Raw genomic sequence first — 21,458 nt, 5'->3', positions numbered from 1 at the left:
CGGAGCGCCAGCCGACGTTTGTCACGTCCGCCAATCTAGGCGCAAAACGCCGGTGCGGTTGTTCACACGCTCTTGTCACACGCCTGTTACATCGGCGCATAATTGCGGTCGACCGGTACCCCTTTCGCGAGGACTGGATCTGTAAATGAGCGCTCTGCCGCGCGCCGGAAAGCGTGCGAATGCCCTGGTCGTAGGCGTTGTCGGCGCCGGGCGGGTGGGTGCGGTGCTCGGTGCCGCCCTCGAGGCCGCCGGACACCACGTGGTCGCCGTCGCGGCCGTCTCCGCCGCCTCCCGTGAGCGGGCCCGCCGGCTGCTTCCGCGGGCCGGGATCCTCCCCGCGGACGAGGTCGCCCGCGCCGCCACCGATCTGCTGCTGCTCTCCGTTCCCGACGATCATCTGGCCGGGGTCGTCTCCGGCCTGGCCGCCACCGGATCCCTGCGCGCCGGCACGACCGTCGCGCACACCTCGGGCGCGCACGGCCTGGCCGTCCTCGGCGACACCGACGGCATCGCGCTGCACCCGGCGATGACCTTCACGGGCGCGGACGCCGACCTCGAGCGGCTGCCCGGCATCGCCTGGGGCGTCACCGCGCGGGACCGCGCCTTCGCGTCGCGGCTGGTCACCGACCTCGGCGGCATCCCCGAGTGGGTCGCCGAGGACGCCCGGCCGCTCTATCACGCCGCCCTCGCGCACGGCGCGAACCACCTGGTCACGCTCGTCAACGAGGCCGCCGACCTGCTGCGCGCCGCCGGCGTCGAGCACCCGGAGGCGGTCCTGTCGCCGCTGCTGCACGCCGCGCTGGACAACGCCCTGCTGCTCGGCGACGCCGCGCTCACCGGGCCGGTCTCCCGCGGCGACGCCGGGACCGTGCGCAAGCACCTGGACCGCGTCGCGCCGCAGTCCGCGCCGGCCTATCTCGCTCTGGCCCGGCGCACCGCCGACCGGGCCATCGCCGCCGGGCGGCTGCGGCCGCAGGACGCGGCGCTGCTGCTGGACGTTCTTGCTCAGGCGGGCGCGCACGCGACCGCACCGGCGACCGTAGGGAGCTTGGCATGACCGACTGCACCGCAGCGGAGCAAGGGCCAGGAGGGCATGCCGAAGGAGGGCACAGCATGACCGCGCTCGTACACACCCGCGCCGAGCTCGCCGCCGCCCGGGCCGCCGCGCCCGGCCGGGTGGCCGTCGTGATGACCATGGGCGCCCTGCACGAGGGCCACCGCCAGCTGATGCGCGAGGCCCGCGAGCGCGGCGACTTCGTGCTCGTCACGATCTTCGTGAACCCGCTGCAGTTCGGCCCGAACGAGGACTTCGACAAGTACCCGCGCACGCTGGCGGCCGACCTCGAGGCCTGCCGGGCCGAGGGGGTCGACCTGGTATTCGCCCCGGACCGCGACGAGATGTACCCCGGCGGCACGCCGCAGGTGACCCTGGAAGCCGGGCCGATGGGCACGATCCTGGAGGGCGCGAGCCGGCCCGGGCACTTCTCCGGGATGCTCACCGTCGTCGCCAAGCTGCTCATGCTGACCCGCGCCGACCTGGCGTTCTTCGGCGAGAAGGACTTCCAGCAGCTGTCCCTGATCCGCCGGATGGTCCGCGACCTGGAGATCGGCGCGGAGATCATCGGCGTGCCGACCGTACGGGAGACCGACGGCCTGGCCCTGTCCAGCCGCAACCGCTACCTCTCGGCCGAGCAGCGGCGGGCCGCACTCGCGCTCTCGCACGCCCTGCGCGAGGGCGCGGCGCAGAGCGACGCGCAGAGCGCGCTGGAGGCGGCCGGCAAGATCCTCGCCGACGAGCCCGGCGTGCAGGTCGACTACCTGGCCCTGACCGACCCGCTGCTGGGTGTGCCCCCGGTCGACGGCGCGGCCCGGCTGCTGGTCGCCGCCAAGGTGGGCACCACCCGCCTGATCGACAACGTGCCGGTCCTGCTCGGCAACGCCGCCTGACGGCCGGACCGGTCCGCGGGGGCCGAAGCCGCGTGGCCGCCGAACCGATTGCCATATGATTGACAAATCGGACATCGGCGGCCCTGGGGAGGCTCGGGTTTCATGCACTCGCCTCGGCGGCGGTCATACAAGCGCTGGGCGATCGCGGCCGCGCTGAGCCTGTCCGCCGTCCTGGCGGCCGGCGGCTGCGGCTACCCCGCCGGCGTCGACGGTGACCTCACCGAGGGCTGGGGTGCGATCGGCGCGCCGACCGGCTTCACGCCCGCGGCGCAGACCTGCCACCTCGCCAACTTCTCGACCGCCGGCGCCCGGGCCACCTACGAGGTGGTCGCCTGCAAGCTCAAGCACCGCACCGAGACCGTCTACGTGGGCACCTATCCGAGCCCGGCCGCCGACGCGGACGAGCCGCCCGCGCCGGACTCGGCCGCCGCCCGGGCGGCGTACCAGACCTGCGACCGCAAGACGACCGAGTACGTCGGGGCGCCGTGGCGCACCGCCCGGCTGTGGGTCGGCGTCACCCAGCCGACCGCGGCCGCCTGGGCGGGCGGCGCCCGCTGGTTCCGCTGCGAGGTGCTGGTCAGCAGCTCGATCGAGGACGACGGCGGGCTGGTACAGCGGGTCGGCACGCTGCGCGACGCGCTCAAGGACCCGAAGTCCCCGCTGCTGCTGACCTGCTACACCGCGCTGCTGGACCGGGCGGGCGAGATCGCCTCGATGCCCAGCGTGCCGTGCGACACCAAGCACAACTCCGAGTTCGTCGGCGTCTGGAACGCGGGCGACCGCGGCTACCCGAAGACGACCAAGGACTGGGACGAGTTCCACGAGGGCTGCCGGGGCCTGATCGCCTCGTACGTCGGCGTGCCCGACGACGCCGACCTGAAGTACCGGGCCGGGGTGATCTCGCTGCCCGGTGGCGACGACGTCTGGGCGCTGGGCGATCGGTACGTGCGCTGCTACCTGTGGGTCGACGGCGCCAACCTCACGACCTCGCTGAAGGGCAAGGGCCCAAAGGCCCTGCCCGTCCAGTATCAGTAACGCCCGGCACTTATTGACCCCCGGCCGTGATTTCGCCGGGCGGGCGGGGTTGACTGAGGCCATGTCGCATTCTGCCGACCTTCCGGTGCTCCCGCGCCGCCTGGCCGCCGCCGAGCCCGGCTGGACCGAGACCACCGACGTGCTGGTTGTCGGCTCCGGCGTCGCGGGCCTCACCGCCGCCCTCTACCTGCGCGAGGCCGGCCTGCACGTCACCGTGGTCACCAAGGTCAACATCGACGACGGGTCCACCCGCTGGGCGCAGGGCGGCATCGCGGCCGTGCTCGACCCCCTCGACACGCCGGAGGCGCACGCCTTCGACACCGAGATCGCCGGGGTCGGCCTGTGCGACCCCGCGGCCGTGCGGGTGCTCGTCGAGGAGGGGCCGGCGCGGATCCGGGAGCTGATGCGGATCGGCGCCGAGTTCGACCGCAACGTCGACGGGTCGCTGATGCTGACCCGCGAGGGCGGCCACCGCGCCGACCGGATCGTGCACGCCGGCGGCGACGCCACCGGCGCCGAGGTGCAGCGCGCCCTGCACGAGGCGGTGCGCCGGGACCCGTGGATCAGGCTGGTCGAGCACGCCCTGGTGCTGGACCTGCTGCGCGCGGCCGACGGCCGGGCCTGCGGCATCACGCTGCACGTACTCGGCGAGGGCAGCGAGGACGGCGTCGGCGCGATCCTGGCCCGGGCGGTGGTGCTGGCCACCGGCGGGATGGGCCAGATCTTCGCCTCCACCACCAACCCGGCGGTCTCGACCGGCGACGGCGTCGCGCTCGCGCTGCGGGCCGGCGCCAAGGTCAACGACGTGGAGTTCGTCCAGTTCCACCCGACGTCGTTCGTGACGGCGAGCGTGACCTCGGTGCAGCGCCCGCTGATCTCCGAGGCGCTGCGCGGCGAGGGCGCACACCTGGTCGACGAGGCCGGCAAGCGGTTCATGGTCGGCCAGCACGAGCTCGCCGAGCTGGCGCCGCGCGACATCGTCGCCAAGGGCATCCACCGGGTGCTGCGCGCCACCGGCGCCGACCATGTCTACCTGGACGCCCGGCACCTGGGCCGGGAGTTCCTCGAGCAGCGCTTCCCGACGATCGTGGCGTCCACCCGGGCCGCCGGGATCGACCCGGCGACCGAGCTGATCCCGGTGGCACCGGCGGCGCACTACGCCTCCGGCGGCGTCCGCACCGACCTGCACGGCCGCACCTCGATCCCGGGCCTCTACGCCTGCGGCGAGGTGGCCTGCACCGGCGTGCACGGCGCGAACCGGCTGGCGAGCAACTCGCTGCTGGAGGGCCTGGTCTTCGCCCGGCGCATCGCCGACGACATCGCCCGCGAGCTGCCGCCGCAGGCGGACCCGGCGCCGCCGGCCGGCGGACCGGGCTGGGTCGTCGCCCCAGCGATCCGCGGCGACCTCCAGCGGGCGATGACCCGCGGCGCCGGGGTGCTGCGCTCGGCGGACTCGCTCGCCGTCACGGCCAAGGAACTGGCCCGCCTCGGCGAGCAGCGCGGCGTGCCGCGCAACGCGGCCTGGGAGGCGACCAACCTGCTGACCGTGGCGAGCGCGCTCGTCGCCTCGGCCTCCGAGCGGCGCGAGACGCGGGGCTGCCACTGGCGCGAGGACCACCCGAACGCGGCGGACGAATGGCGCGGCCACCTGCTCGGCGCCATCGACGCCGGCGGCCACCTGACCCAGACCTTCGAGGAGATGGCATGACCGACTGCACCGAGCGCAGTGAGGGCCAGGAGGGCATGCCGAAGGGCGGGCAGAGCATGACCGACCGCACCGAGGGCGTGATCGGGCTGGACCTCGCGGAGGTCGAGCGGATCGTCTACACGGCGCTCGCCGAGGACCTCGGCGACCCGCCCCGCGACGTGACCAGCGAGGCGACGATCCCGGCCGGCCAGGTCGACACGGCCGAGCTGATCGCCCGCGCACCCGGCGTGGTGGCCGGCCTGCCGGTCGCGGCGCTGGTCTTCGCGGCGACCTCCGGCGGCACCGCCGAGTTCGACCAGCGGGTCGAGGAGGGCGCCCGGGTGGCCCGCGGCGACGTCCTCGCGGTGGTCACCGGCCCGACCCGGTCCCTGCTCACCGCCGAGCGCACCGCGCTCAACCTGCTCTGCCGGATGTCCGGCGTCGCGACCCACACCCGCAGGTGGGCCGACGAGCTGGCGGGCACGAAGGCGACCGTGCTGGACACCCGCAAGACGACACCGGGCCTGCGCGTCCTGGAGAAGTACGCGGTCCGGGCCGGCGGCGGCACGAACAAGCGCATGGGCCTCTACGACGTCGCCATGATCAAGGACAACCACAAGCTCGCGGCCGGCGGCATCACCGCCGCCTACCGCCTGGTCCGCTCCACCTTCCCGGACGTGCCCGTCCAGGTCGAGATCACCACGGTGGCCGAGGCCCAGGAGGCAGTGGAGGCAGGCGCGGACTTCCTTCTCTGCGACAACATGGCCCCGGACCTGCTACGCGAGGTGGTGTCGGCAGTGGGTGACCGAGCCGAGCTGGAAGCCACCGGCAACCTGACGCTCGCAACCGCGAAGGCCTACGCGACCACCGGCGTCGACTACCTCTCGGTCGGCGGACTGACCCACTCGTCCCCGATCCTCGACATCGCGCTCGACCTCCGCGTGCGCTGACCGCAAGGTCGCCGGGTCTCTGCACGTGAGCTTGGGCCGCCCGGGGTGGGCGGCCCACGCGGCGCGGCAATCAAGCCGGGTGGCGTGGTCGCCGGTGTTGCGGTTGCCCGGCCCCGGCGCCCGTACCTTCGAATATGCGTTTCACCCGTCGGCCGCCGCCGAGAGATCCCCGGGCGCGTTGAATTAGGCTCCCTCCGTGCTGCTCTGCATCGACATCGGAAACACGAACACTGTTCTCGCTACGTTTGACGGGGACAAGCTCGTTCACAGTTGGCGGATCAAGACCGACGCCCGGTCCACCGCCGACGAGCTCGGTCTGATGTTCCGCGGCCTGCTGGCCGGGGACGCCGTGGAGATCACCGGGGTGGCGGCCTGCTCCACCGTGCCGGCCGCGCTGCGCTCGCTGCGCACGATGCTCGGGCGCTACTACGCCGACCTGCCCAATGTCATCGTCGAGCCGGGCGTGAAGACCGGGGTGCAGCTCGCCATCGACAACCCCAAGGAGGTCGGCGCCGACCGGGTGGTCAACACCCTCGCGGCGCACGCGCTCTACGGGGGTCCCTCGATCGTGGTGGACTTCGGCACGACGACGAACTTCGACGTGATCAGCGCCCGGGGTGAATTCCTCGGCGGCGCGTTCGCGCCCGGCATCGAGATCTCCTTCGACGCGCTCGCCGCCCGCGCGGCGCAGCTGCGCAAGGTCGAGCCGGCCAAGCCGCGCTCGGTGATCGGCAAGAACACCGTCGAGTGCCTGCAGTCCGGCCTCTATTTCGGCGTCGCCGGGCAGGTCGACCGGATCGTCGACCTGATGACCGCCGAGCTGGGCGGCGTGCGCTCGGTCATCGCCACCGGCGGGCTCGCCTGGCTGGTCAAGGACGAGTGCCGGACCATCACCGCGCACGAGCCGATGATCACGCTGATCGGGCTGCGGATGGTATATGAGCGGAACGTCTGAGGATGGCTTAGTAGGCTTTCCGGAACCCCGAGATGTCGTCTTCCACAGAGAGTCGTGCCGTGACCGAGCAGAATCCCGCAGTTGACCCCGCCGAGGACCTTCCCGAACAGATGCGGGTCCGCCGGTCGAAGCGGGACCGGCTGCTGGCCGACGGCATCGAGCCGTACCCGGTCGGTTTCGACCGCACCGCGACGCTCGCCGAGGTCCGCGCCCGGTACGCGGAGCTCGAGACCGACACGGCGTCGGGGGACAAGGTCGGCATCACCGGCCGGGTGATCTTCGTGCGCAACGGCGGGAAGCTCTGCTTCGCCACGCTGCGCGACGGTGACGGCACCGAGCTGCAGGCCATGCTCTCCCTCGACAAGGTCGGCGCCGAGGCCCTCGAGCAGTGGAAGCGCGCCGTCGACCTGGGCGACCTGGTCGGGATCGCCGGCGAGGTGATCACCAGCCGCCGCGGTGAGCTGTCCGTTCTCGCCGATTCCTGGACCATGACGGCCAAGGCCCTGCGCCCGCTTCCGGTCGCGCACAAGCCGCTCAGCGAGGAGACCCGGGTCCGGCAGCGTTATGTCGATCTGATCGTCCGCCCGCAGGCCCGGGAGATCGTCCGGGCCCGGGCGACTACGGTACGCAGCCTGCGCGAGTCGCTCTTCCGGCGCAATTATCTCGAAGTGGAAACGCCGATGTTGCAGTTGCTGCACGGCGGCGCGACGGCCCGCCCGTTTGTGACGCACAGCAACGCACTCGATATAGATCTCTATCTGCGTATCGCGCCGGAACTGTTTTTGAAGCGCGCCGCGGTCGGCGGCATCGAACGCGTCTTCGAGATCAACCGTAACTTCCGCAATGAGGGCATGGATTCCACGCACTCGCCGGAGTTCGCGATGCTCGAGGCCTACCAGGCGTATGCCGACTACAACGAGATGCAGCGGCAGACGCGTGAGTGGATTCAGGAGGCCGCCGAAGCGATCGCCGGATCACACATCGTCACCCACTTCGACGGCACCGAGTTGGATCTCGGCGGGGAGTGGGCATCGGTCACCCTGTTCGGTTCCCTCTCCGCGGCGCTCGGCGAAGAAGTGACAGTGCAGACCGATCTGGCGCAGCTACAGCGGTACGCGGAGAAGCACGACCTCGCGGTCGACCCGAAGTGGGGCCCGGGCAAGCTGGCCGAGGAACTCTTCGAGCATCTCGTCCAGCCGACGCTGCAGGCGCCGACGTTCGTGCGGGACTATCCGGAGGAGACCGCGCCGCTGACCCGCGGGCACCGGGAGACGCCGGGCCTGACCGAGAAGTGGGACCTCTACGTCATGGGCTTCGAGCTGGCGACCGCCTACTCGGAGCTGATCGACCCGGTGGTGCAGCGCGAGCGGCTGACCGCGCAGTCGCTGCTCGCCGCCGGGGGCGACGCGGAGGCTATGCAGCTCGACGAGGATTTCCTGCGTGCGATGGAGTACGGAATGCCGCCCACCGGCGGGATGGGAATGGGAATCGACCGGCTGCTGATGGCGCTGACCGGCCTGGGCATTCGCGAAACGATCCTGTTCCCGTTGGTGCGCCCGGAGTAGCCGCGGGCACACGATTTGCGTCGCGTCCACGTCAATCGACTACCCGCCATTGACGGAACACGCGGCCCGCGCGTTATTGTTCACGTGATTGCGTGGATAGAGAACCTGTGTTCGAGAGGATAACGGCGCGTGGCCAAGCAGATCATTCACAAGCTGGTCGATGACCTCGACGGCGGTGACGCCGAGGAGACGGTCAAGTTCGCCCTCGACGGCATTCAGTACGAGATCGACCTGTCCGACAAGAACGCGGCGAAATTGCGGGAAGTCTTCGCCCCGTACGTGGGCGCGGGTTCGAAGGCCGCGCGCGGTGGTGTCGTCGTCGGCGGGCGTGCTGCCCGCGGCCGTGGCGGCGCGACCGCCGACCGGGAGCAGAACAAGGCGATCCGGGAGTGGGCGAAGAAGGCCGGCAAGGACATCTCCGACCGGGGGCGCATCCCGCAGGAGATCGTGGACGAGTTCCACGTGAAGGGTCCCGGCCGCTGAGCCGATCCGACGCAGGCAGGGTCCGTGGCGCGTTCGGCGCCGCGGACCCTGCTGCTTTCGGCTCGCTCCCCGCCGATTCTGCGTAAGTTATCCACAGGGCAGAAGGCGTTGTCCACAGGCTGTGGATGGACCTCGCGAGGCGGTGGATTTCGCTGTGCGCGTACTCCCCAAGGGTGGGGAACAGCCGTTGAGCGTGCGAAGTTGGGGAGAACATCGGCGCAGGACGTCCCGACAGGGCTCGAGGGCCCGGCAGAGTCTCCCGACGGCGATAGAGTAGGAGAGCACGGGAATCACCGATACCCGTGCGCTGGCCCCGCCAGTTCATTGGCGCACGGCACGTGAGGAGCACGAGGGCATGTTCGAGCGGTTCACCGACCGAGCGCGACGGGTTGTCGTCCTGGCCCAAGAAGAGGCCCGGATGCTCAACCACAACTACATCGGGACAGAGCACATCCTGCTCGGCCTGATCCACGAGGGCGAAGGCGTCGCCGCGAAGGCTCTCGAGAGCCTCGGCATCTCCCTCGAGGGGGTCCGGCAGCAGGTCGAAGAGATCATCGGCCAGGGTCAGCAGGCGCCGAGCGGGCACATCCCGTTCACGCCGCGGGCCAAGAAGGTGCTGGAGCTCTCGCTGCGCGAGGCCCTGCAGCTCGGCCACAACTACATCGGCACGGAGCACATCCTGCTCGGGCTGATCCGCGAGGGCGAGGGCGTCGCCGCCCAGGTGCTGGTCAAGCTCGGCGCCGACCTCAACCGGGTCCGCCAGCAGGTCATCCAGCTGCTCTCGGGCTACCAGGGCAAGGAGCCGGCGGCAGCCGGCGCCGCCGCGGGCGAGGCCGCCCCGTCGACCAGCCTGGTGCTCGACCAGTTCGGACGCAACCTGACCCAGGCCGCCCGCGAGGGCAAGCTCGACCCGGTCATCGGCCGGGAGAAGGAAATCGAGCGGGTCATGCAGGTGCTCTCCCGCCGCACCAAGAACAACCCGGTGCTGATCGGAGAGCCCGGCGTCGGCAAGACGGCCGTCGTCGAGGGGCTGTCGCAGTCCATCGTCAAGGGCGAGGTGCCCGAGACGCTCAAGGACAAGCAGCTCTACACGCTCGACCTCGGCGCGCTGGTCGCCGGCTCCCGCTACCGCGGTGACTTCGAGGAGCGCCTCAAGAAGGTGCTCAAGGAGATCCGCACGCGCGGCGACATCATCCTGTTCATCGACGAGATCCACACCCTGGTCGGTGCGGGTGCCGCCGAGGGCGCCATCGACGCCGCCTCGATCCTCAAGCCCATGCTGGCGCGTGGTGAGCTGCAGACCATCGGCGCGACCACCCTGGACGAGTACCGCAAGCACCTCGAGAAGGACGCCGCGCTCGAGCGCCGCTTCCAGCCCATCCAGGTGGGTGAGCCGTCGCTGGCGCACACCATCGAGATCCTCAAGGGTCTGCGCGACCGCTACGAGGCGCACCACCGGATCAGCATCACCGACGCCGCCCTGGTGGCCGCGGCGACGCTGGCCGACCGCTACATCTCGGACCGCTTCCTGCCGGACAAGGCGATCGACCTGATCGACGAGGCCGGCGCCCGGATGCGCATCCGCCGGATGACCGCGCCGCCGGACCTGCGCGACTTCGACGAGCGCATCGCCCAGGTGCGCCGCGACAAGGAGTCCGCGATCGACGCGCAGGACTTCGAGCGGGCCGCGCAGCTGCGCGACAAGGAGAAGCAGCTCCTCGGGCAGAAGGCGCAGCGGGAGAAGGAGTGGAAGGCCGGCGACCTGGACGTGGTGTCCGAGGTCGACGACGAGCAGATCGCCGAGGTCCTGGGCAACTGGACCGGCATCCCGGTCTACAAGCTGACCGAGGAGGAGACCTCCCGGCTGCTGCGCATGGAGGACGAGCTCCACAAGCGCGTCATCGGCCAGGAGGACGCCGTCAAGGCGGTCTCGAAGGCGATCCGGCGTACCCGCGCCGGCCTGAAGGACCCGAAGCGGCCCTCGGGCTCGTTCATCTTCGCCGGCCCGTCCGGCGTCGGTAAGACCGAGCTCTCCAAGGCGCTCGCGGAGTTCCTCTTCGGCTCCGAGGACGCGCTGATCCAGCTCGACATGTCCGAGTTCCACGACCGCTACACGGTGTCCCGGCTCGTCGGTGCCCCTCCCGGCTACGTCGGCTACGACGAGGGCGGCCAGCTGACCGAGAAGGTCCGCCGCAAGCCGTTCTCCGTGGTCCTCTTCGACGAGATCGAGAAGGCGCACCCGGACGTGTTCAACACGCTCCTGCAGATCCTGGAGGACGGCCGCCTCACCGACGGTCAGGGCCGCATCGTGGACTTCAAGAACACGGTGATCATCCTGACCACCAACCTCGGCACGCGCGACGTGGCCAAGGCGGTGTCGCTGGGCTTCCAGGCCTCCGAGGACGTGGAGAGCAACTACGACCGGATGAAGGTCAAGGTCAACGACGAGCTGAAGCAGCACTTCCGCCCGGAGTTCCTGAACCGCATCGACGACACGATCGTCTTCCACCAGCTGCGCCAGGACGAGATCCTGCACATCGTGGACATCTTCACCGCCCGGATCGAGACCCAGCTCAAGAACAAGGACATGGGCCTCGAGCTGACCGACAACGCGAAGAAGTACCTGGCGAAGAAGGGCTTCGACCCGGTCCTCGGCGCCCGGCCGCTGCGCCGGACGATCCAGCGCGACCTGGAGGACACCCTCTCCGAGCAGATCCTCTTCAACGAGCTGCGCCCCGGCCAGATCGTGGTGGTGGACTGCGAGGGCGACCCGCAGAACATCGAGAAGTCCAAGCTGACCTTCACGGGAGCCGACCGCGGCGCCGTGGTCCCCGACGCGGTGCCCGCCGACCTCGGCGCGGCCTCCGCGGAGGAGTAGGCAGCACCGACTGAGCAGCGGCCCGGCACCCTCGAGGTGCCGGGCCGTTTCGCGCGTTAAACGGCTCGCTTCGGTACGCCACTTCGCTGATCATCGACGCATGGCAGTTCCCCAGCGGGAGATCCGGGCCGTCTACACCCCCGCGACGATCACCGTCTACCAGGCGTACCGGCCGGACATCGCCGAGGCCGCGGTCCGCGCGGGCCGCTTCGTGCCGCCGTTCAAGCGCGAGCGGATGACCTGGGTCAAGCCGTCGTTCCTGTGGATGATGTACCGCTGCGGATGGGGCGCGAAGCCTGGGCAGGAGCGGGTGCTCGCCGTGGAGATCACCCGCGCCGGGTTCGAGTGGGCACTCGCCCGCGCGTGCCTCAGCTCCTACGGGCACGGCGAAGCCGATCACGGCGACGCGGAGGACCGTGCCGAGTGGTCGCGGCGGCTGCGGCGCAGCCCGGTCCGGGTGCAATGGGACCCGGAACGGTCGATCCAGCTGGGCGCGCTGCCGCACCGGTCGCTGCAGCTGGGCCTGAGCGGCGAGGCGGCCGACCGCTACGTGGACGAGTGGACGGTGGCCATCCGCGACGTCACCGAACTCGCGCACCGGGTCCAATCCACCCGCGACCCTGCGCTGCTCCCGCCGGAGCGCCCCTACCCCCTCGCCCCGGACCTCGCGGAGACGATCGCCGCGTCGGCCGCTCTTCCGGCTGACCGGTAGCGAGCGGCCGGCCCGGCCGCGGCGGCTACAGCGCCTACCGGGCCGAGAAGCGGTTCAGGTGAGCGGTGGGAAGCGGGGTGGGTGGTCGCCGGCGAGGACGAAGCGGTCCGCGTCCGAGTCGAGGGGTTCCACCAGGCCGTCCGCGACGAGGCCGGCCAGGGCGCGGGCCCGCTGCGCCTCGTCGACCCAGACCGCGTCCAGCCGCTGCCGTGGCACCGGGCCGGTGGCGTGCCGCAGCACCTCCATCAGCAGGCCCCGGACCTGGCGGTCGGTGCCCGCGTACCGCTGCGGTCTGCGGGTCGGGCCCGTCGGGGCGGGTGCCCCGCTGCGGCGCCAGGCGCAGACCGCCTCGAACGGGCAGTCCGCGCAGCGCGGGGAGCGCGCCGTGCAGACGATCGCGCCGAGCTCCATGAACGCGATGCTCGCCCGGGCCGCCCGGGCCGGATCCAGCGGCAGCAGCTCGGCCATCGCCGCCAGGTCCGCCGTGGTCGTGGCCGGTCCCGCGTCCGGGTCGCCGGCGACCGCCCGGGACACCACCCGGCGCACGTTGGTGTCCACGACCGGGTGACGCTGCCCGTACGCGAAGGTCGCCACCGCCCGGGCCGTGTAGGTGCCGACACCGGGCAGCGCCAGCAGTTGATCGAGATCGTCCGGCACCCGCCCGCCGTGCCGCTCCACGAGCGCCACTGCGCAGGCGTGCAGCCGCATCGCCCGGCGAGGGTAGCCCAGCCGGCCCCACATCCGGATCGCCTCGGACGGGGGATCCTCGGCCAGCGCGGCCGGGTTCGGCCAGCGCAGCATCCAGGCCTGCCAGGCCGGCGTCACCCGCACCACCGGCGTCTGCTGGAGCATCACCTCGCTGACCAGCACCGCCCAGGCGCTGGTGCCGGGCACCCGCCAGGGCAGGTCGCGGGCGTTCCTGTCGTACCACTGAATGACCGAGTCGGCGAGCGTCATAGCCCGCCCAGCTTAAGATGCCGGGGTGAACGAGCTTGCCATCACCGTCATCGGTACCGACCGGACCGGCATCATCGCGGAGGTCTCCGAGGCCCTCGCCGGGGTCGGGGCGAACCTGTCCGACTCCACGATGACCCGGCTGCGTGGTCATTTCGCGATGACCCTGATCTGCACCGGGCCCGCCGCCGCGGACGTCGAGAAGGCCCTGGCGCCGCTCGGCGACCTGATCTCCACCGTCCGGGTGGTCGAGCAGGAGGCGGACGCGGAGGTCGCCGGCGAGCCGTACCTGGTGAGCGTCCACGGCGCCGACCGGCTCGGCATCGTCGCGGCCGTCACCCGGGTGGTCGCCGCGTCCGGCGGCAACATCACCGACCTCACCACCCGGCTGACCGGCCCGCTCTACGTGCTGATCGCCGAGGTCGACCTGCCGCCGGGCGTCGCCGACGGCCTCGCGGCGCACCTCGCCGAGGCGGCGGACGAACTGGGCGTCGAGGTGACCCTGCGCCGCGCCGAGTCGGACCTGTTGTGAGCGACGTCCTGGCCGACTGGAAGCCCGACGTCCTCGGCGTCGACGGACGCGTGCTGCCGGTGGTGACCGCGCCGGCGGGCGTGCTGAGCGGCGTCGGCGCCGAGGTCGACCCGCAGGATCCCGAGGTCGTGCAGCTCGCCGCGGACCTGGTGGCCACGATGCGGGTCTCGCCGGGCTGCGTGGGCCTCGCCGCGCCGCAGGTCGGCGTCGGCGCGCAGGTCTTCGCCGTCGACGTGACCCAGCACCCGAAGACGGCGACCTCGCACGGCACGTTCGTGCTGTGCAACGCCCGGGTCGTCGAGGCGAGCCGGTGGCGGCTGGGCCGGGAGGGCTGCATGTCCGTGCCGGACCTGACCGGCGACGTGAAACGCGCCGGCCGCGTCGTGGTCGAGGCCGTCCTCCCGGGTACGGGCGCGGCGGTCCGGCTGACCACCGACGCGTTCGAGGCGCGGGCCCTGCAGCACGAGATCGATCACTGTGCCGGAAAACTATTCCTCGATCGGGTCGCCGGCGCGCACGCCGTGTACCAGCGCAAGGTCTATCTCTAACGATTTGTCGGCGAGTCGGTGTCGCGGGACCGGCGCGTCGCGGCGTCGTGAAGGGCGCCTGGGCGTACGGTGCAACCCATCATGCGTGCGACGGTTGGTCCCCTTCCTGCCGCCGTGTACTGGCGGCGTCGTGCTGTGGTGCTCGGTGCACTGCTGCTCGGCGTCATCGTGTTGTTCGTTTCCTGCTCCGGCGGGGGCGAGGACGACAGGCGCGGCACGGGCTCGGCGTCATCCAAGGCCCCGACCCCGGCTCCCGCGGCATCGACGCCGGACGAGGAGCCTTCCTTCACCGACCCGGGCCCGGGCGCGGGCAACCCGTCCCTGCCGGACCCGGGTGAGCTGACCGCCACCGGCCCGGGCGCCGGCCCCTCCGCGGGAACCGGCAATGGCACCGGCACCGGCACCGGCGACGATACGAACGTCAACGCGGCCGCGAGCGGTGTCTGCACGGACGCGGAGATGTCCGTGATCCCGGTGCCGGAGGCCGCGACGGTGCGCCGCGGCGTGCCGCTGGCGATCCGCCTGAAGATCAAGAATACCTCGGCCCGTACCTGCTCCCGGGACGTCGGCGCCGACCTGCAGGAGCTCTACATCATGTACGGCGCGAAGAAGATCTGGTCGTCGGACACCTGCAGCACGACCAAGGGCTCCGAGCTCCGGCCGTTCTCGCCGAACGACGAGCGCACCTACAACGTGACCTGGAACGGCAAGCAGTCGAACAGGTGCTCGGCCGGCCTGGCCGCCGGCACCGCGCCGCCCGCGGCGCAGTACCAGGTGCACGGTCGGTTGGGCGCGAAGGTCAGCGAACCGGTCCTGCTCGAGATCACGGCCTGACCCGGACCGTCCCCGGTCGCCGGGGACGGTTCAGACGTAGCGCTCGAGGATCGAGGCCTCGGCGAGGCGGGAGAGGCCCTCGCGGACGCCGCGCGCCCGGGCGTCGCCGACGCCCTCGACCGCCTGCAGGTCCTCCACCGTCGCGCCGAGCAGGCGCTGCAGGCTGCCGAAGTGGTCGACCAGTCGCTCGACGATCTGGGCCGGGAGCCGGGGAACCTTGGCCAGCAGCCGGAAGCCGCGCGGGCTCACCGCGGCGTCGAGCGCGTCGGAGGCGCCCGGGTAGCCGATCGCCTTGGCCACCGCGACCAGGTCGATCATCTCGGTGGCGGTCAGCAGGTCGAGCTCGACCAGCGCCTCGTCCAGCGTGCGGGCCTTGCGGCCGGTCGGCAGGTAGTCGCGGATGACCAGGGTGCGGTCGGAGTCGACGCCCGCCATCAGCTCGTCGAGCTGCAGGGCGAGCAGCCGGCCGTCCGTGCCCAGCTCGACCACGTAGCCGGAGATCTCGTCGGCGATCCGGCGCACCATCTCGAGGCGCTGCACCACCGCCACCGCGTCGCGGACCGTGACCAGGTCCTCGATCTCGAGCGCCGACAGCGTGCCCGAGACCTCGTCGAGGCGCAGCTTGTAGCGCTCGAGAGTGGCCAGGGCCTGGTTGGCGCGGGAGAGGATGGCCGCCGAGTCGTCCAGGACGTGGCGCTGGCCGTTCACGTAGAGGCCGATGATGTGCATCGACTGGCTGACCGAGATCACCGGGAAGCCGGACTGCTTGGCGACGCGCTCGGCCGTGCGGTGCCGGGTGCCCGACTCCTCGGAGTGGATGCCCGGGTCGGGCATCAGGTGCACGGCGGCGCGGACGATGCGGGTGCCGTCGCTGGAGAGCACGACCGCGCCGTCCATCTTGCACAGCTCGCGCAGGCGGGTCGCGGAGAACTCGACGTCGAGCGGGAAGCCGCCGGTGCAGATCGTCTCCACCGTCGCGTCGTAGCCGAGCACGATCAGCGCGCCGGTGCGCCCGCGGAGGATGCGTTCGAGGCCGTCGCGCAGCGCGGTGCCCGGCGCCATCAGCGCGAGGTTGGCGCGCAACGGATCGCCGCTGACTCCGCCGCCGGTGAGGCCCGGCGCCGTCGTGTTCATCGGACGGGCTGCCGAGCCGTTGACGCCGGCGGCAGCGCCGCCGGCATAGCGGTGGGATGAGGCCTCGCGGTCGAGCGGCACCTGTACATTCTACGAACTGCCATCCAGGTCAACGAGTCGTGGTTCGGTCGATGCTCCATAGCGTTATCTGGCGTCACTGCGTGTAATCGAAAGGCGAGCGTCATTCGGCTGACGCCCGGGCCGCCCACTGCACCGCGGTCTGCAGGTCGCCGACCTCGACGACGCGCATGCCCTTGGGCGCGCTGTCACCCTCGGCGGGCCCGCAGCCGGGCGGGACGAGCGCGAAGCGGAACCCGAGTCGGGCCGCCTCGGCCAGCCGCCGGCCCACCGCGCCGACCCGGCGCACCTCCCCGGTCAGCCCGACCTCGCCGATCGCCACCAGGTGTGGCGCCATCGCCAGGTTGAGCGCGCCGGACGCGACCGCGAGCGCCATGGCCAGGTCGGCCGAGGGCTCGGTGACCCGGATGCCGCCGACCGTCGCCGCGAAGACCTCCCGGTCGTGCAGCTTGATCTTTTCCATCCGGCGCTGCAGCACGGCCAGCACCATGGCCAGCCGGGCGCTGTCGAGGCCCGAGACGGTCCGCCGGGGCGAGCCCTGCACCTGCGCGCCGATCAGGGCCTGCACCTCGGTCACCATCGCCCGGCGGCCCTCCATCGCCACCGTGACGCAGGTGCCGGGCACCGGCTCGTTGTAGCGGGTCAGGAACAGCCCGGACGGGTCGGCGAGGCTGACGATGCCGCTCTCGTGCATCTCGAAGCAGCCCACCTCGTCGGCCGGGCCGTAGCGGTTCTTCACGCCGCGGACCAGGCGCAGCGACGAGTGCTTGTCGCCCTCGAAGTGCAGCACCACGTCGACCAGGTGCTCGAGGACCCGGGGGCCGGCGACCGAGCCGTCCTTGGTGACGTGCCCCACCAGGACGGTGGCGACGCCGCGCTCCTTGGCGATGCTGACCAGCGCGGCGGTCACGGCGCGGACCTGGGTCACGCCGCCCGGCACCCCCTCGGTGCCGGGGGCGGAGATGGTCTGCACCGAGTCGATGATGAGCAGGCCGGGCTTGACCGCGTCGAGGTGGCCGAGCACCGCGCCGAGGTCGCTCTCGGAGGCGAGGTAGAGGTTGTCGTGCAGCGCGCCGAGCCGCTCGGCGCGCAGCCGGACCTGGCTGACCGACTCCTCGCCGCTGACCACCAGCGACGGCGTGCTCGTGCCGGCCGCCCACTGCTGTGCGACGTCGAGCAGCAGGGTCGACTTGCCGACCCCGGGCTCGCCGGCCAGCAGCACCACGGCGCCCGGCACCAGCCCGCCGCCGAGGACCCGGTCGAGCTCGCCGACGCCGCTGGGCACCGCCTTGGCGGGCGCGGCGCTGATCGTCGCGATGGGACGGGCCGGCTCGGACGGCAGCCGGGAGCTGACCACGCGCCCGGCCACCACCGGACCGGTCATCGTGGACTCGATGACCGAGCCCCACTCGTTGCACTCCGGGCAGCGGCCGAGCCATTTGGGAGGCTGGTGGCCGCAGGCGTCGCACTGATAGGCGGGTCGCGGCTCAGAGCGGGCGCGGGACGGGGTGCGGGAAGTCGTCACGCGGTCACGCTAGCCGGGCGGTACGACAAACCGGGGTTACTCCTCGTGCGACTCGAGGCCGGGGCCGCGCGAGGCCGGGGTCAGCGGGATGCCGACCGGGGCCTGCAGGACGAGTTCGTTCGCGCCGTTGCTGAACTCGAAGACCAGGTTCAGCGCCTGGCCCGGCGCCAGCTTGCCGGCGAGGCCGATGGCCTGCAGCTGCACGATGTCGCCCGGCAGGAACGTGACCGAGCTCAGCGGCGCGACCTCGATCCGCGCCGGCCGGAAGACCGGGCCGGCAGGCCCGGCGGCGGACGCCGACGGGCTCGCGCTCGCCTTGACACCGGGTTCCGGCTGCGGCCCGCTGGCGGAGGGCTCGGCGGAGGGCTCGGCCGCGGGCTTCGCCGAAGCGGCGGGGCCGCCGGTCAGGCCGACGGAGCGCGCGGAGACGATCGCGGCGGCCCCCTCGGTCTCGCCGGCGCCGGAGGGCGCCGGTCGGCTGCTCACCAGCACCGTGATCGACTGCCGGGTCTGGTTGAAGAGGCCCAGCTCCAGCGGCGCGTTCTCGCCGGCCGCGTAGCCCGTCGTACCGGGGTACTGCACCGCGAGGTTGCGGATCAGGATGCTGCCGTCGGAGTTGGCCGCGTTGACACCCATGTTCGAGGGCCTCTTGTTCGCGGTCTCGGCAACCTGGCCGGCGCTGCAACCGGCGAGCGCGACGGCGGCCACCGCGGCGACACCCGTGGCGAGGGCGGCGCGGCGGGATCCCAGCGAGCGCATCACAGTCCTCCAAGAAACGCGGCAAATTTCAGGTAAGGCTCCGCGATCAGCCTAGAGGGCGTAGATCCGGCGCGTACGCCGACCCGTCCATTCACAGCACCCGGCCGCTGAGGACGAGCAGGACCACATCCAGCAGGGCGACGACGATGACCGAGCGGAACATCGCCACCTGCCGCCCGCCCGCGCGCTGCGCGCGCCGGCCCGCGTACCAGCCGAGGGGAAGGACCACCGCGGCGGCCGCGGCGGCCGCGATGCCCGCCCACGACGGCGGCCCGGGCGGCCCGAGCACCAGGGTGAGGGTCGCCGCCAGCAGCAGGCACCCGGCGGCTATCTGTGAGCCGGTCGCGCCGATGCGGTGCGGCAGGCCGACGACGCCGGTCGCGGCGTCGTCGTCCAGGTCCGGCAGTACGTTGGCGAAGTGCGCGCCGCCGCCGAGCAGCGCGCCGGCGGCGACCAGCCAGGCCGGCGGCCAGGGGTGGCCGGGCAGCGCGATCACCACGAACGCGGGCATCAGGCCGAACGCCACCAGATAGGGCAGCACCGACAGCGGCGTGGACTTCAACGGCCAGTCATAGAGCAGCGCGAACACGCCGACCAGGGTGATGCAGGCCGTCGCGGCCGGGCCGAACGGCAGACCCAGCAGGGGAATGGCCAGGGAGGCGATCAGGCCCGCGATTCCCACGGTACGGCGGGAGACGGCGCCCGAGGCCACCGGCTTGTCCGTGCGCCCCGCCACCCGGTCCCGGTCGGCGTCCAGCCAGTCGTTGACCCAGCCGACCGAGAGCTGGGTCGCGCCGATCGCGGCGGCGACGCCGAGCACGCTCCAGCCCCGGTGCCCGACGCCGACGGCGAGCAGGGTCATGGCCAGCGTGACGGCGCCGCCCGGTTCGGGGTGGGAGGCCTTGAGTAGAGCGACCGGTCCGGACATGAAAGCAGTGTGGTGGTTCTGACCCGCGCATGCCACGCTCGATCCCATGCGTCTGCTGCCGCGCAACGACCCCCGCCAATACGACGACCTTGCCGGCGAGTGGTGGCGGCCCGGCGGGACCTTCGAGCTCCTGCACTGGCTGGCGGCGGCCCGCGGCGCCCTGGTGCCCCCGGCCGGCCGGGCCGGTGCCGTCCTGGTCGACGCGGGCTGCGGCGGCGGCCTGCTGGCGCCGCACGTCGAGCGGCTCGGCTACCGGCACGTCGGGGTCGACCTGCGCCGCTCGGGGCTGGAGCAGTCGGCGGACCGTGGGGTGATCCCGGTGGCCGGTGACATCACGGCCCTGCCGCTGGCAGACGGCGCGGCCGACGTGGTGGTCGCCGGCGAGATCCTCGAGCACGTGGGTGACTTGCCCGGCGCGGTGTCCGAGCTGTGCCGGGTGCTTCGCCCGGGCGGGCTGCTGGTGCTCGACACGGTGAACGACACCGCGGTGAGCCGGTTCGTCACGGTGACCCTCGGTGAGCGCTTCGGCGCGGCTCCGGTCGGCATCCACGACCCCGACCTGTTCGTCGACCCGGGCGAGCTGACCACCGAATGCGCCCGGCACGGCGTCCGGCTGCGGGTCCGCGGCCTGCGCCCGAGCACGGCCGGGCTGCTCCGCTGGCTGTTCCTGCCGGTCGGCACCCGGCGCCGGCCGCTGGGCCGGATGATCCCGTCCCGGTCCACCGCCGTGGTCTATCAGGGCATGGGCCGCAAACAGGGAGAGGAAACCCGGTGACCGCAGCGGAGGCACGACGGCTCGCGGAGAGGTTCGCGGCGCGCGCGGCCGATCATGACCGGGACGGCTCGTTCCCGGCGGACGACTTCGCCGACCTGCGCCGCTCCGGCCTGTTCGGACTGATGGTCCCGGAGCGCCTCGGCGGTGCCGGCGCGGGCTTCGCCGACTACGCGGCGATCGCGTACGAGCTGGCCCGCGGCAACGGCGCGACCGCTCTGATCTTCAACATGCACGCGTCGGTCACCGGCGCGCTCAGCGGCGTCACCGACGAACTGGGCGAGGCGCTCGGCCTGCCGCCGGCGGCGCTCGAGGCCCGCGACGGCTTTCTGCGCTCGGCCGCCGAGGGCAGCTGGTACGCGGTGGCGATGAGCGAGCGCGGCGCCGGCTCCCGGCTCTCGCAGCTGACCACCACCTACGAGCGGACGGGCGAGGGCTTCCACATCAAGGGCGCCAAGACGTTCTGCTCGGGCGCCGGGCACGCGGACGCCTACCTGGTGGCGGCCCGCAGCGCCGCCGACCCGGCGCAGGTCTCGCAGTTCCTGGTCCCCGCGGGCGACGGGCTGACGGTCGAGCCGACGTGGGACGCGCTCGGCATGCGCGCGACCGGCTCGCACGACGTGCACGTCGATGTCACCGTGCCGGAGACCGCGCTGCTCGGCGGCGTCGAGGGGCTGGCGGTGGTGATCGCCCAGCTCGCTCCGCAGTGGATGGTGGCCAGCTACGCGGCCGTTTACGTCGGCGTCGCCCGTGCGGCGGTCGACGCGGCGGTCGCGCACGTCAACGCGCGCAACCTGGGGCAGCTGCCGGCCGTGCGGGCCCGGATCGGCCGGGCCGACGCGGCGGTCGCGGCGGCGCACCTGACGGTCATGGAGGCGGCCCGGCGGGTCGACGAGAATCCCGGCGACGCGGCGACCAACCGCTGGGTGTGGCGGGCCAAGCTGATCGCGGGCACCACCGCCGCCGAGGTCGCCGCGTCGATGCTGGAGGCCGCCGGCACGTCGGCGATGCGGCGCGGGCATCCGCTGGAACGCATCTACCGCGACGCCCGGGCCGGCTCGCTGCAGCCCGCGACGTCCGACGTGTGCGCGGACTGGCTCGGCGTCGAGGCGCTCGGAGGTGACCCGGACTCGCAAGGATCGGCCCCGCGGTGGTGATCCGCGTAGGTAGCTACCAGCTTGG

20 protein-coding genes are annotated in these 21,458 nt (G+C 72.4%); 15 read left to right on the top strand and 5 right to left on the bottom strand.

From position 1 onward, the window contains the following. Nucleotides 1-145 precede the first annotated feature (145 nt). The 10 genes from ACIBSW_RS05940 to ACIBSW_RS05895 all read left to right on the top strand — a co-directional run bounded on the left by ACIBSW_RS05940 (nucleotide 146) and on the right by ACIBSW_RS05895 (nucleotide 12,212). Entirely contained in the window at nucleotides 146-1,057 is a 912-nt protein-coding gene (locus tag ACIBSW_RS05940) for a Rossmann-like and DUF2520 domain-containing protein (protein ID WP_354718289.1), read from the top strand. 56 nt (nucleotides 1,058-1,113) lie between these two features. Then, complete coding sequence (gene panC, locus ACIBSW_RS05935; RefSeq protein ID WP_354718291.1) at nucleotides 1,114-1,947, top strand: pantoate--beta-alanine ligase; 834 nt, start codon at nucleotides 1,114-1,116, stop codon at nucleotides 1,945-1,947. 102 nt (nucleotides 1,948-2,049) lie between these two features. Beyond that, nucleotides 2,050-2,982 carry a septum formation family protein gene (locus ACIBSW_RS05930; RefSeq protein ID WP_354718293.1) on the top strand — a complete coding sequence of 311 codons (933 nt, stop codon included), beginning with the start codon at nucleotides 2,050-2,052 and terminating at the stop codon, nucleotides 2,980-2,982. Between the two features lie 61 nt (nucleotides 2,983-3,043). Further along, nucleotides 3,044-4,690, top strand: coding sequence for an L-aspartate oxidase (locus ACIBSW_RS05925; RefSeq protein ID WP_354718295.1), 1,647 nt, complete (start codon nucleotides 3,044-3,046; stop codon nucleotides 4,688-4,690). A 56-nt stretch (nucleotides 4,691-4,746) separates the two neighbouring features. Beyond that, a complete protein-coding gene (nadC, locus tag ACIBSW_RS05920; protein WP_354718436.1) occupies nucleotides 4,747-5,619 on the top strand; it encodes a carboxylating nicotinate-nucleotide diphosphorylase in 873 nt (290 codons plus the stop codon). A 196-nt stretch (nucleotides 5,620-5,815) separates the two neighbouring features. After that, nucleotides 5,816-6,574, top strand: coding sequence for a type III pantothenate kinase (locus ACIBSW_RS05915; protein WP_184988202.1), 759 nt, complete (start codon nucleotides 5,816-5,818; stop codon nucleotides 6,572-6,574). Between the two features lie 59 nt (nucleotides 6,575-6,633). After that, a complete protein-coding gene (lysS, locus tag ACIBSW_RS05910; RefSeq protein ID WP_354718297.1) occupies nucleotides 6,634-8,139 on the top strand; it encodes a lysine--tRNA ligase in 1,506 nt (501 codons plus the stop codon). Between the two features lie 129 nt (nucleotides 8,140-8,268). Continuing rightward, nucleotides 8,269-8,622, top strand: coding sequence for an Lsr2 family protein (locus ACIBSW_RS05905; protein WP_184988208.1), 354 nt, complete (start codon nucleotides 8,269-8,271; stop codon nucleotides 8,620-8,622). A gap of 355 nt (nucleotides 8,623-8,977) precedes the next feature. Beyond that, nucleotides 8,978-11,500 (top strand): ATP-dependent Clp protease ATP-binding subunit, encoded by a 2,523-nt coding sequence (locus ACIBSW_RS05900; protein ID WP_354718299.1) that lies wholly within the window; start codon nucleotides 8,978-8,980, stop codon nucleotides 11,498-11,500. Nucleotides 11,501-11,600: 100 nt separating this feature from the next. Continuing rightward, a complete protein-coding gene (locus ACIBSW_RS05895) occupies nucleotides 11,601-12,212 on the top strand; it encodes a DUF4291 domain-containing protein (protein ID WP_354718301.1) in 612 nt (203 codons plus the stop codon). A gap of 54 nt (nucleotides 12,213-12,266) precedes the next feature. On the opposite strand, the gene ACIBSW_RS05890 is transcribed toward ACIBSW_RS05895, so the two are convergent. After that, nucleotides 12,267-13,169, bottom strand: coding sequence for an A/G-specific adenine glycosylase (locus tag ACIBSW_RS05890; protein WP_354718303.1), 903 nt, complete (start codon nucleotides 13,167-13,169; stop codon nucleotides 12,267-12,269). Between the two features lie 25 nt (nucleotides 13,170-13,194). On the opposite strand from ACIBSW_RS05890, the gene ACIBSW_RS05885 reads away from it, so the two are divergent. The 3 genes from ACIBSW_RS05885 to ACIBSW_RS05875 all read left to right on the top strand — a co-directional run bounded on the left by ACIBSW_RS05885 (nucleotide 13,195) and on the right by ACIBSW_RS05875 (nucleotide 15,080). Beyond that, nucleotides 13,195-13,698 carry an ACT domain-containing protein gene (locus tag ACIBSW_RS05885; RefSeq protein WP_354718305.1) on the top strand — a complete coding sequence of 168 codons (504 nt, stop codon included), beginning with the start codon at nucleotides 13,195-13,197 and terminating at the stop codon, nucleotides 13,696-13,698. Then, nucleotides 13,695-14,246 (top strand): peptide deformylase, encoded by a 552-nt coding sequence (locus ACIBSW_RS05880; RefSeq protein ID WP_354718306.1) that lies wholly within the window; start codon nucleotides 13,695-13,697, stop codon nucleotides 14,244-14,246. Before ACIBSW_RS05885 ends, ACIBSW_RS05880 begins: the two co-directional genes overlap by 4 nt. Nucleotides 14,247-14,327: 81 nt before the next feature. Beyond that, the gene (locus tag ACIBSW_RS05875; RefSeq protein WP_354718308.1) at nucleotides 14,328-15,080 is read left to right on the top strand and encodes an adhesin; all 753 of its coding nucleotides are present in this window, start codon (nucleotides 14,328-14,330) and stop codon (nucleotides 15,078-15,080) included. Nucleotides 15,081-15,110: 30 nt separating this feature from the next. On the opposite strand, the gene disA is transcribed toward ACIBSW_RS05875, so the two are convergent. The 4 genes from disA to ACIBSW_RS05855 form a co-directional block, all read right to left on the bottom strand. Beyond that, nucleotides 15,111-16,295 (bottom strand): DNA integrity scanning diadenylate cyclase DisA, encoded by a 1,185-nt coding sequence (gene disA, locus ACIBSW_RS05870; protein WP_354718310.1) that lies wholly within the window; start codon nucleotides 16,293-16,295, stop codon nucleotides 15,111-15,113. Between the two features lie 100 nt (nucleotides 16,296-16,395). Further along, the gene (gene radA / locus ACIBSW_RS05865) at nucleotides 16,396-17,817 is read right to left on the bottom strand and encodes a DNA repair protein RadA (RefSeq protein WP_354718311.1); all 1,422 of its coding nucleotides are present in this window, start codon (nucleotides 17,815-17,817) and stop codon (nucleotides 16,396-16,398) included. Between the two features lie 36 nt (nucleotides 17,818-17,853). Next, the gene (locus tag ACIBSW_RS05860; protein ID WP_354718313.1) at nucleotides 17,854-18,576 is read right to left on the bottom strand and encodes a hypothetical protein; all 723 of its coding nucleotides are present in this window, start codon (nucleotides 18,574-18,576) and stop codon (nucleotides 17,854-17,856) included. A gap of 91 nt (nucleotides 18,577-18,667) precedes the next feature. Then, complete coding sequence (locus ACIBSW_RS05855) at nucleotides 18,668-19,552, bottom strand: UbiA family prenyltransferase (protein ID WP_404799231.1); 885 nt, start codon at nucleotides 19,550-19,552, stop codon at nucleotides 18,668-18,670. Between ACIBSW_RS05855 and ACIBSW_RS05850 the strand changes: the two genes are divergently transcribed. After that, complete coding sequence (locus ACIBSW_RS05850; protein ID WP_354718316.1) at nucleotides 19,551-20,279, top strand: methyltransferase domain-containing protein; 729 nt, start codon at nucleotides 19,551-19,553, stop codon at nucleotides 20,277-20,279. The genes ACIBSW_RS05855 and ACIBSW_RS05850 overlap by 2 nt on opposite strands. Further along, nucleotides 20,276-21,433 (top strand): acyl-CoA dehydrogenase family protein, encoded by a 1,158-nt coding sequence (locus tag ACIBSW_RS05845; protein ID WP_354718318.1) that lies wholly within the window; start codon nucleotides 20,276-20,278, stop codon nucleotides 21,431-21,433. The genes ACIBSW_RS05850 and ACIBSW_RS05845 overlap by 4 nt, the downstream gene beginning before the upstream one ends. Nucleotides 21,434-21,458 lie beyond the last annotated feature (25 nt).

The organism is Actinoplanes sp. NPDC049668 (assembly GCF_044465445.1).
Taxonomy (GTDB): Bacteria; Actinomycetota; Actinomycetes; order Mycobacteriales; family Micromonosporaceae; genus Actinoplanes.
Note: the sequence above shows the minus strand (reverse complement) of the source record. Positions and strands in the feature narration are given on the sequence as shown.

What these genes read in the sequence shown, in the direction of transcription:
- ACIBSW_RS05940 (WP_354718289.1), top strand. Translation starts at nt 146, where the DNA reads ATGAGCGCTCTGCCGCGCGCCGGAAAGCGTGCGAATGCCCTGGTCGTA.
- panC (WP_354718291.1), top strand. Translation starts at nt 1,114, where the DNA reads ATGACCGCGCTCGTACACACCCGCGCCGAGCTCGCCGCCGCCCGGGCC.
- ACIBSW_RS05930 (WP_354718293.1), top strand. Translation starts at nt 2,050, where the DNA reads ATGCACTCGCCTCGGCGGCGGTCATACAAGCGCTGGGCGATCGCGGCC.
- ACIBSW_RS05925 (WP_354718295.1), top strand. Translation starts at nt 3,044, where the DNA reads ATGTCGCATTCTGCCGACCTTCCGGTGCTCCCGCGCCGCCTGGCCGCC.
- nadC (WP_354718436.1), top strand. Translation starts at nt 4,747, where the DNA reads ATGACCGACCGCACCGAGGGCGTGATCGGGCTGGACCTCGCGGAGGTC.
- ACIBSW_RS05900 (WP_354718299.1), top strand. Translation starts at nt 8,978, where the DNA reads ATGTTCGAGCGGTTCACCGACCGAGCGCGACGGGTTGTCGTCCTGGCC.
- ACIBSW_RS05895 (WP_354718301.1), top strand. Translation starts at nt 11,601, where the DNA reads ATGGCAGTTCCCCAGCGGGAGATCCGGGCCGTCTACACCCCCGCGACG.
- ACIBSW_RS05890 (WP_354718303.1), bottom strand. Translation starts at nt 13,169, where the DNA reads ATGACGCTCGCCGACTCGGTCATTCAGTGGTACGACAGGAACGCCCGC.
- ACIBSW_RS05875 (WP_354718308.1), top strand. Translation starts at nt 14,328, where the DNA reads ATGCGTGCGACGGTTGGTCCCCTTCCTGCCGCCGTGTACTGGCGGCGT.
- ACIBSW_RS05860 (WP_354718313.1), bottom strand. Translation starts at nt 18,576, where the DNA reads ATGCGCTCGCTGGGATCCCGCCGCGCCGCCCTCGCCACGGGTGTCGCC.
- ACIBSW_RS05850 (WP_354718316.1), top strand. Translation starts at nt 19,551, where the DNA reads ATGCGTCTGCTGCCGCGCAACGACCCCCGCCAATACGACGACCTTGCC.
- ACIBSW_RS05855 (WP_404799231.1), bottom strand. Translation starts at nt 19,552, where the DNA reads ATGGGATCGAGCGTGGCATGCGCGGGTCAGAACCACCACACTGCTTTC.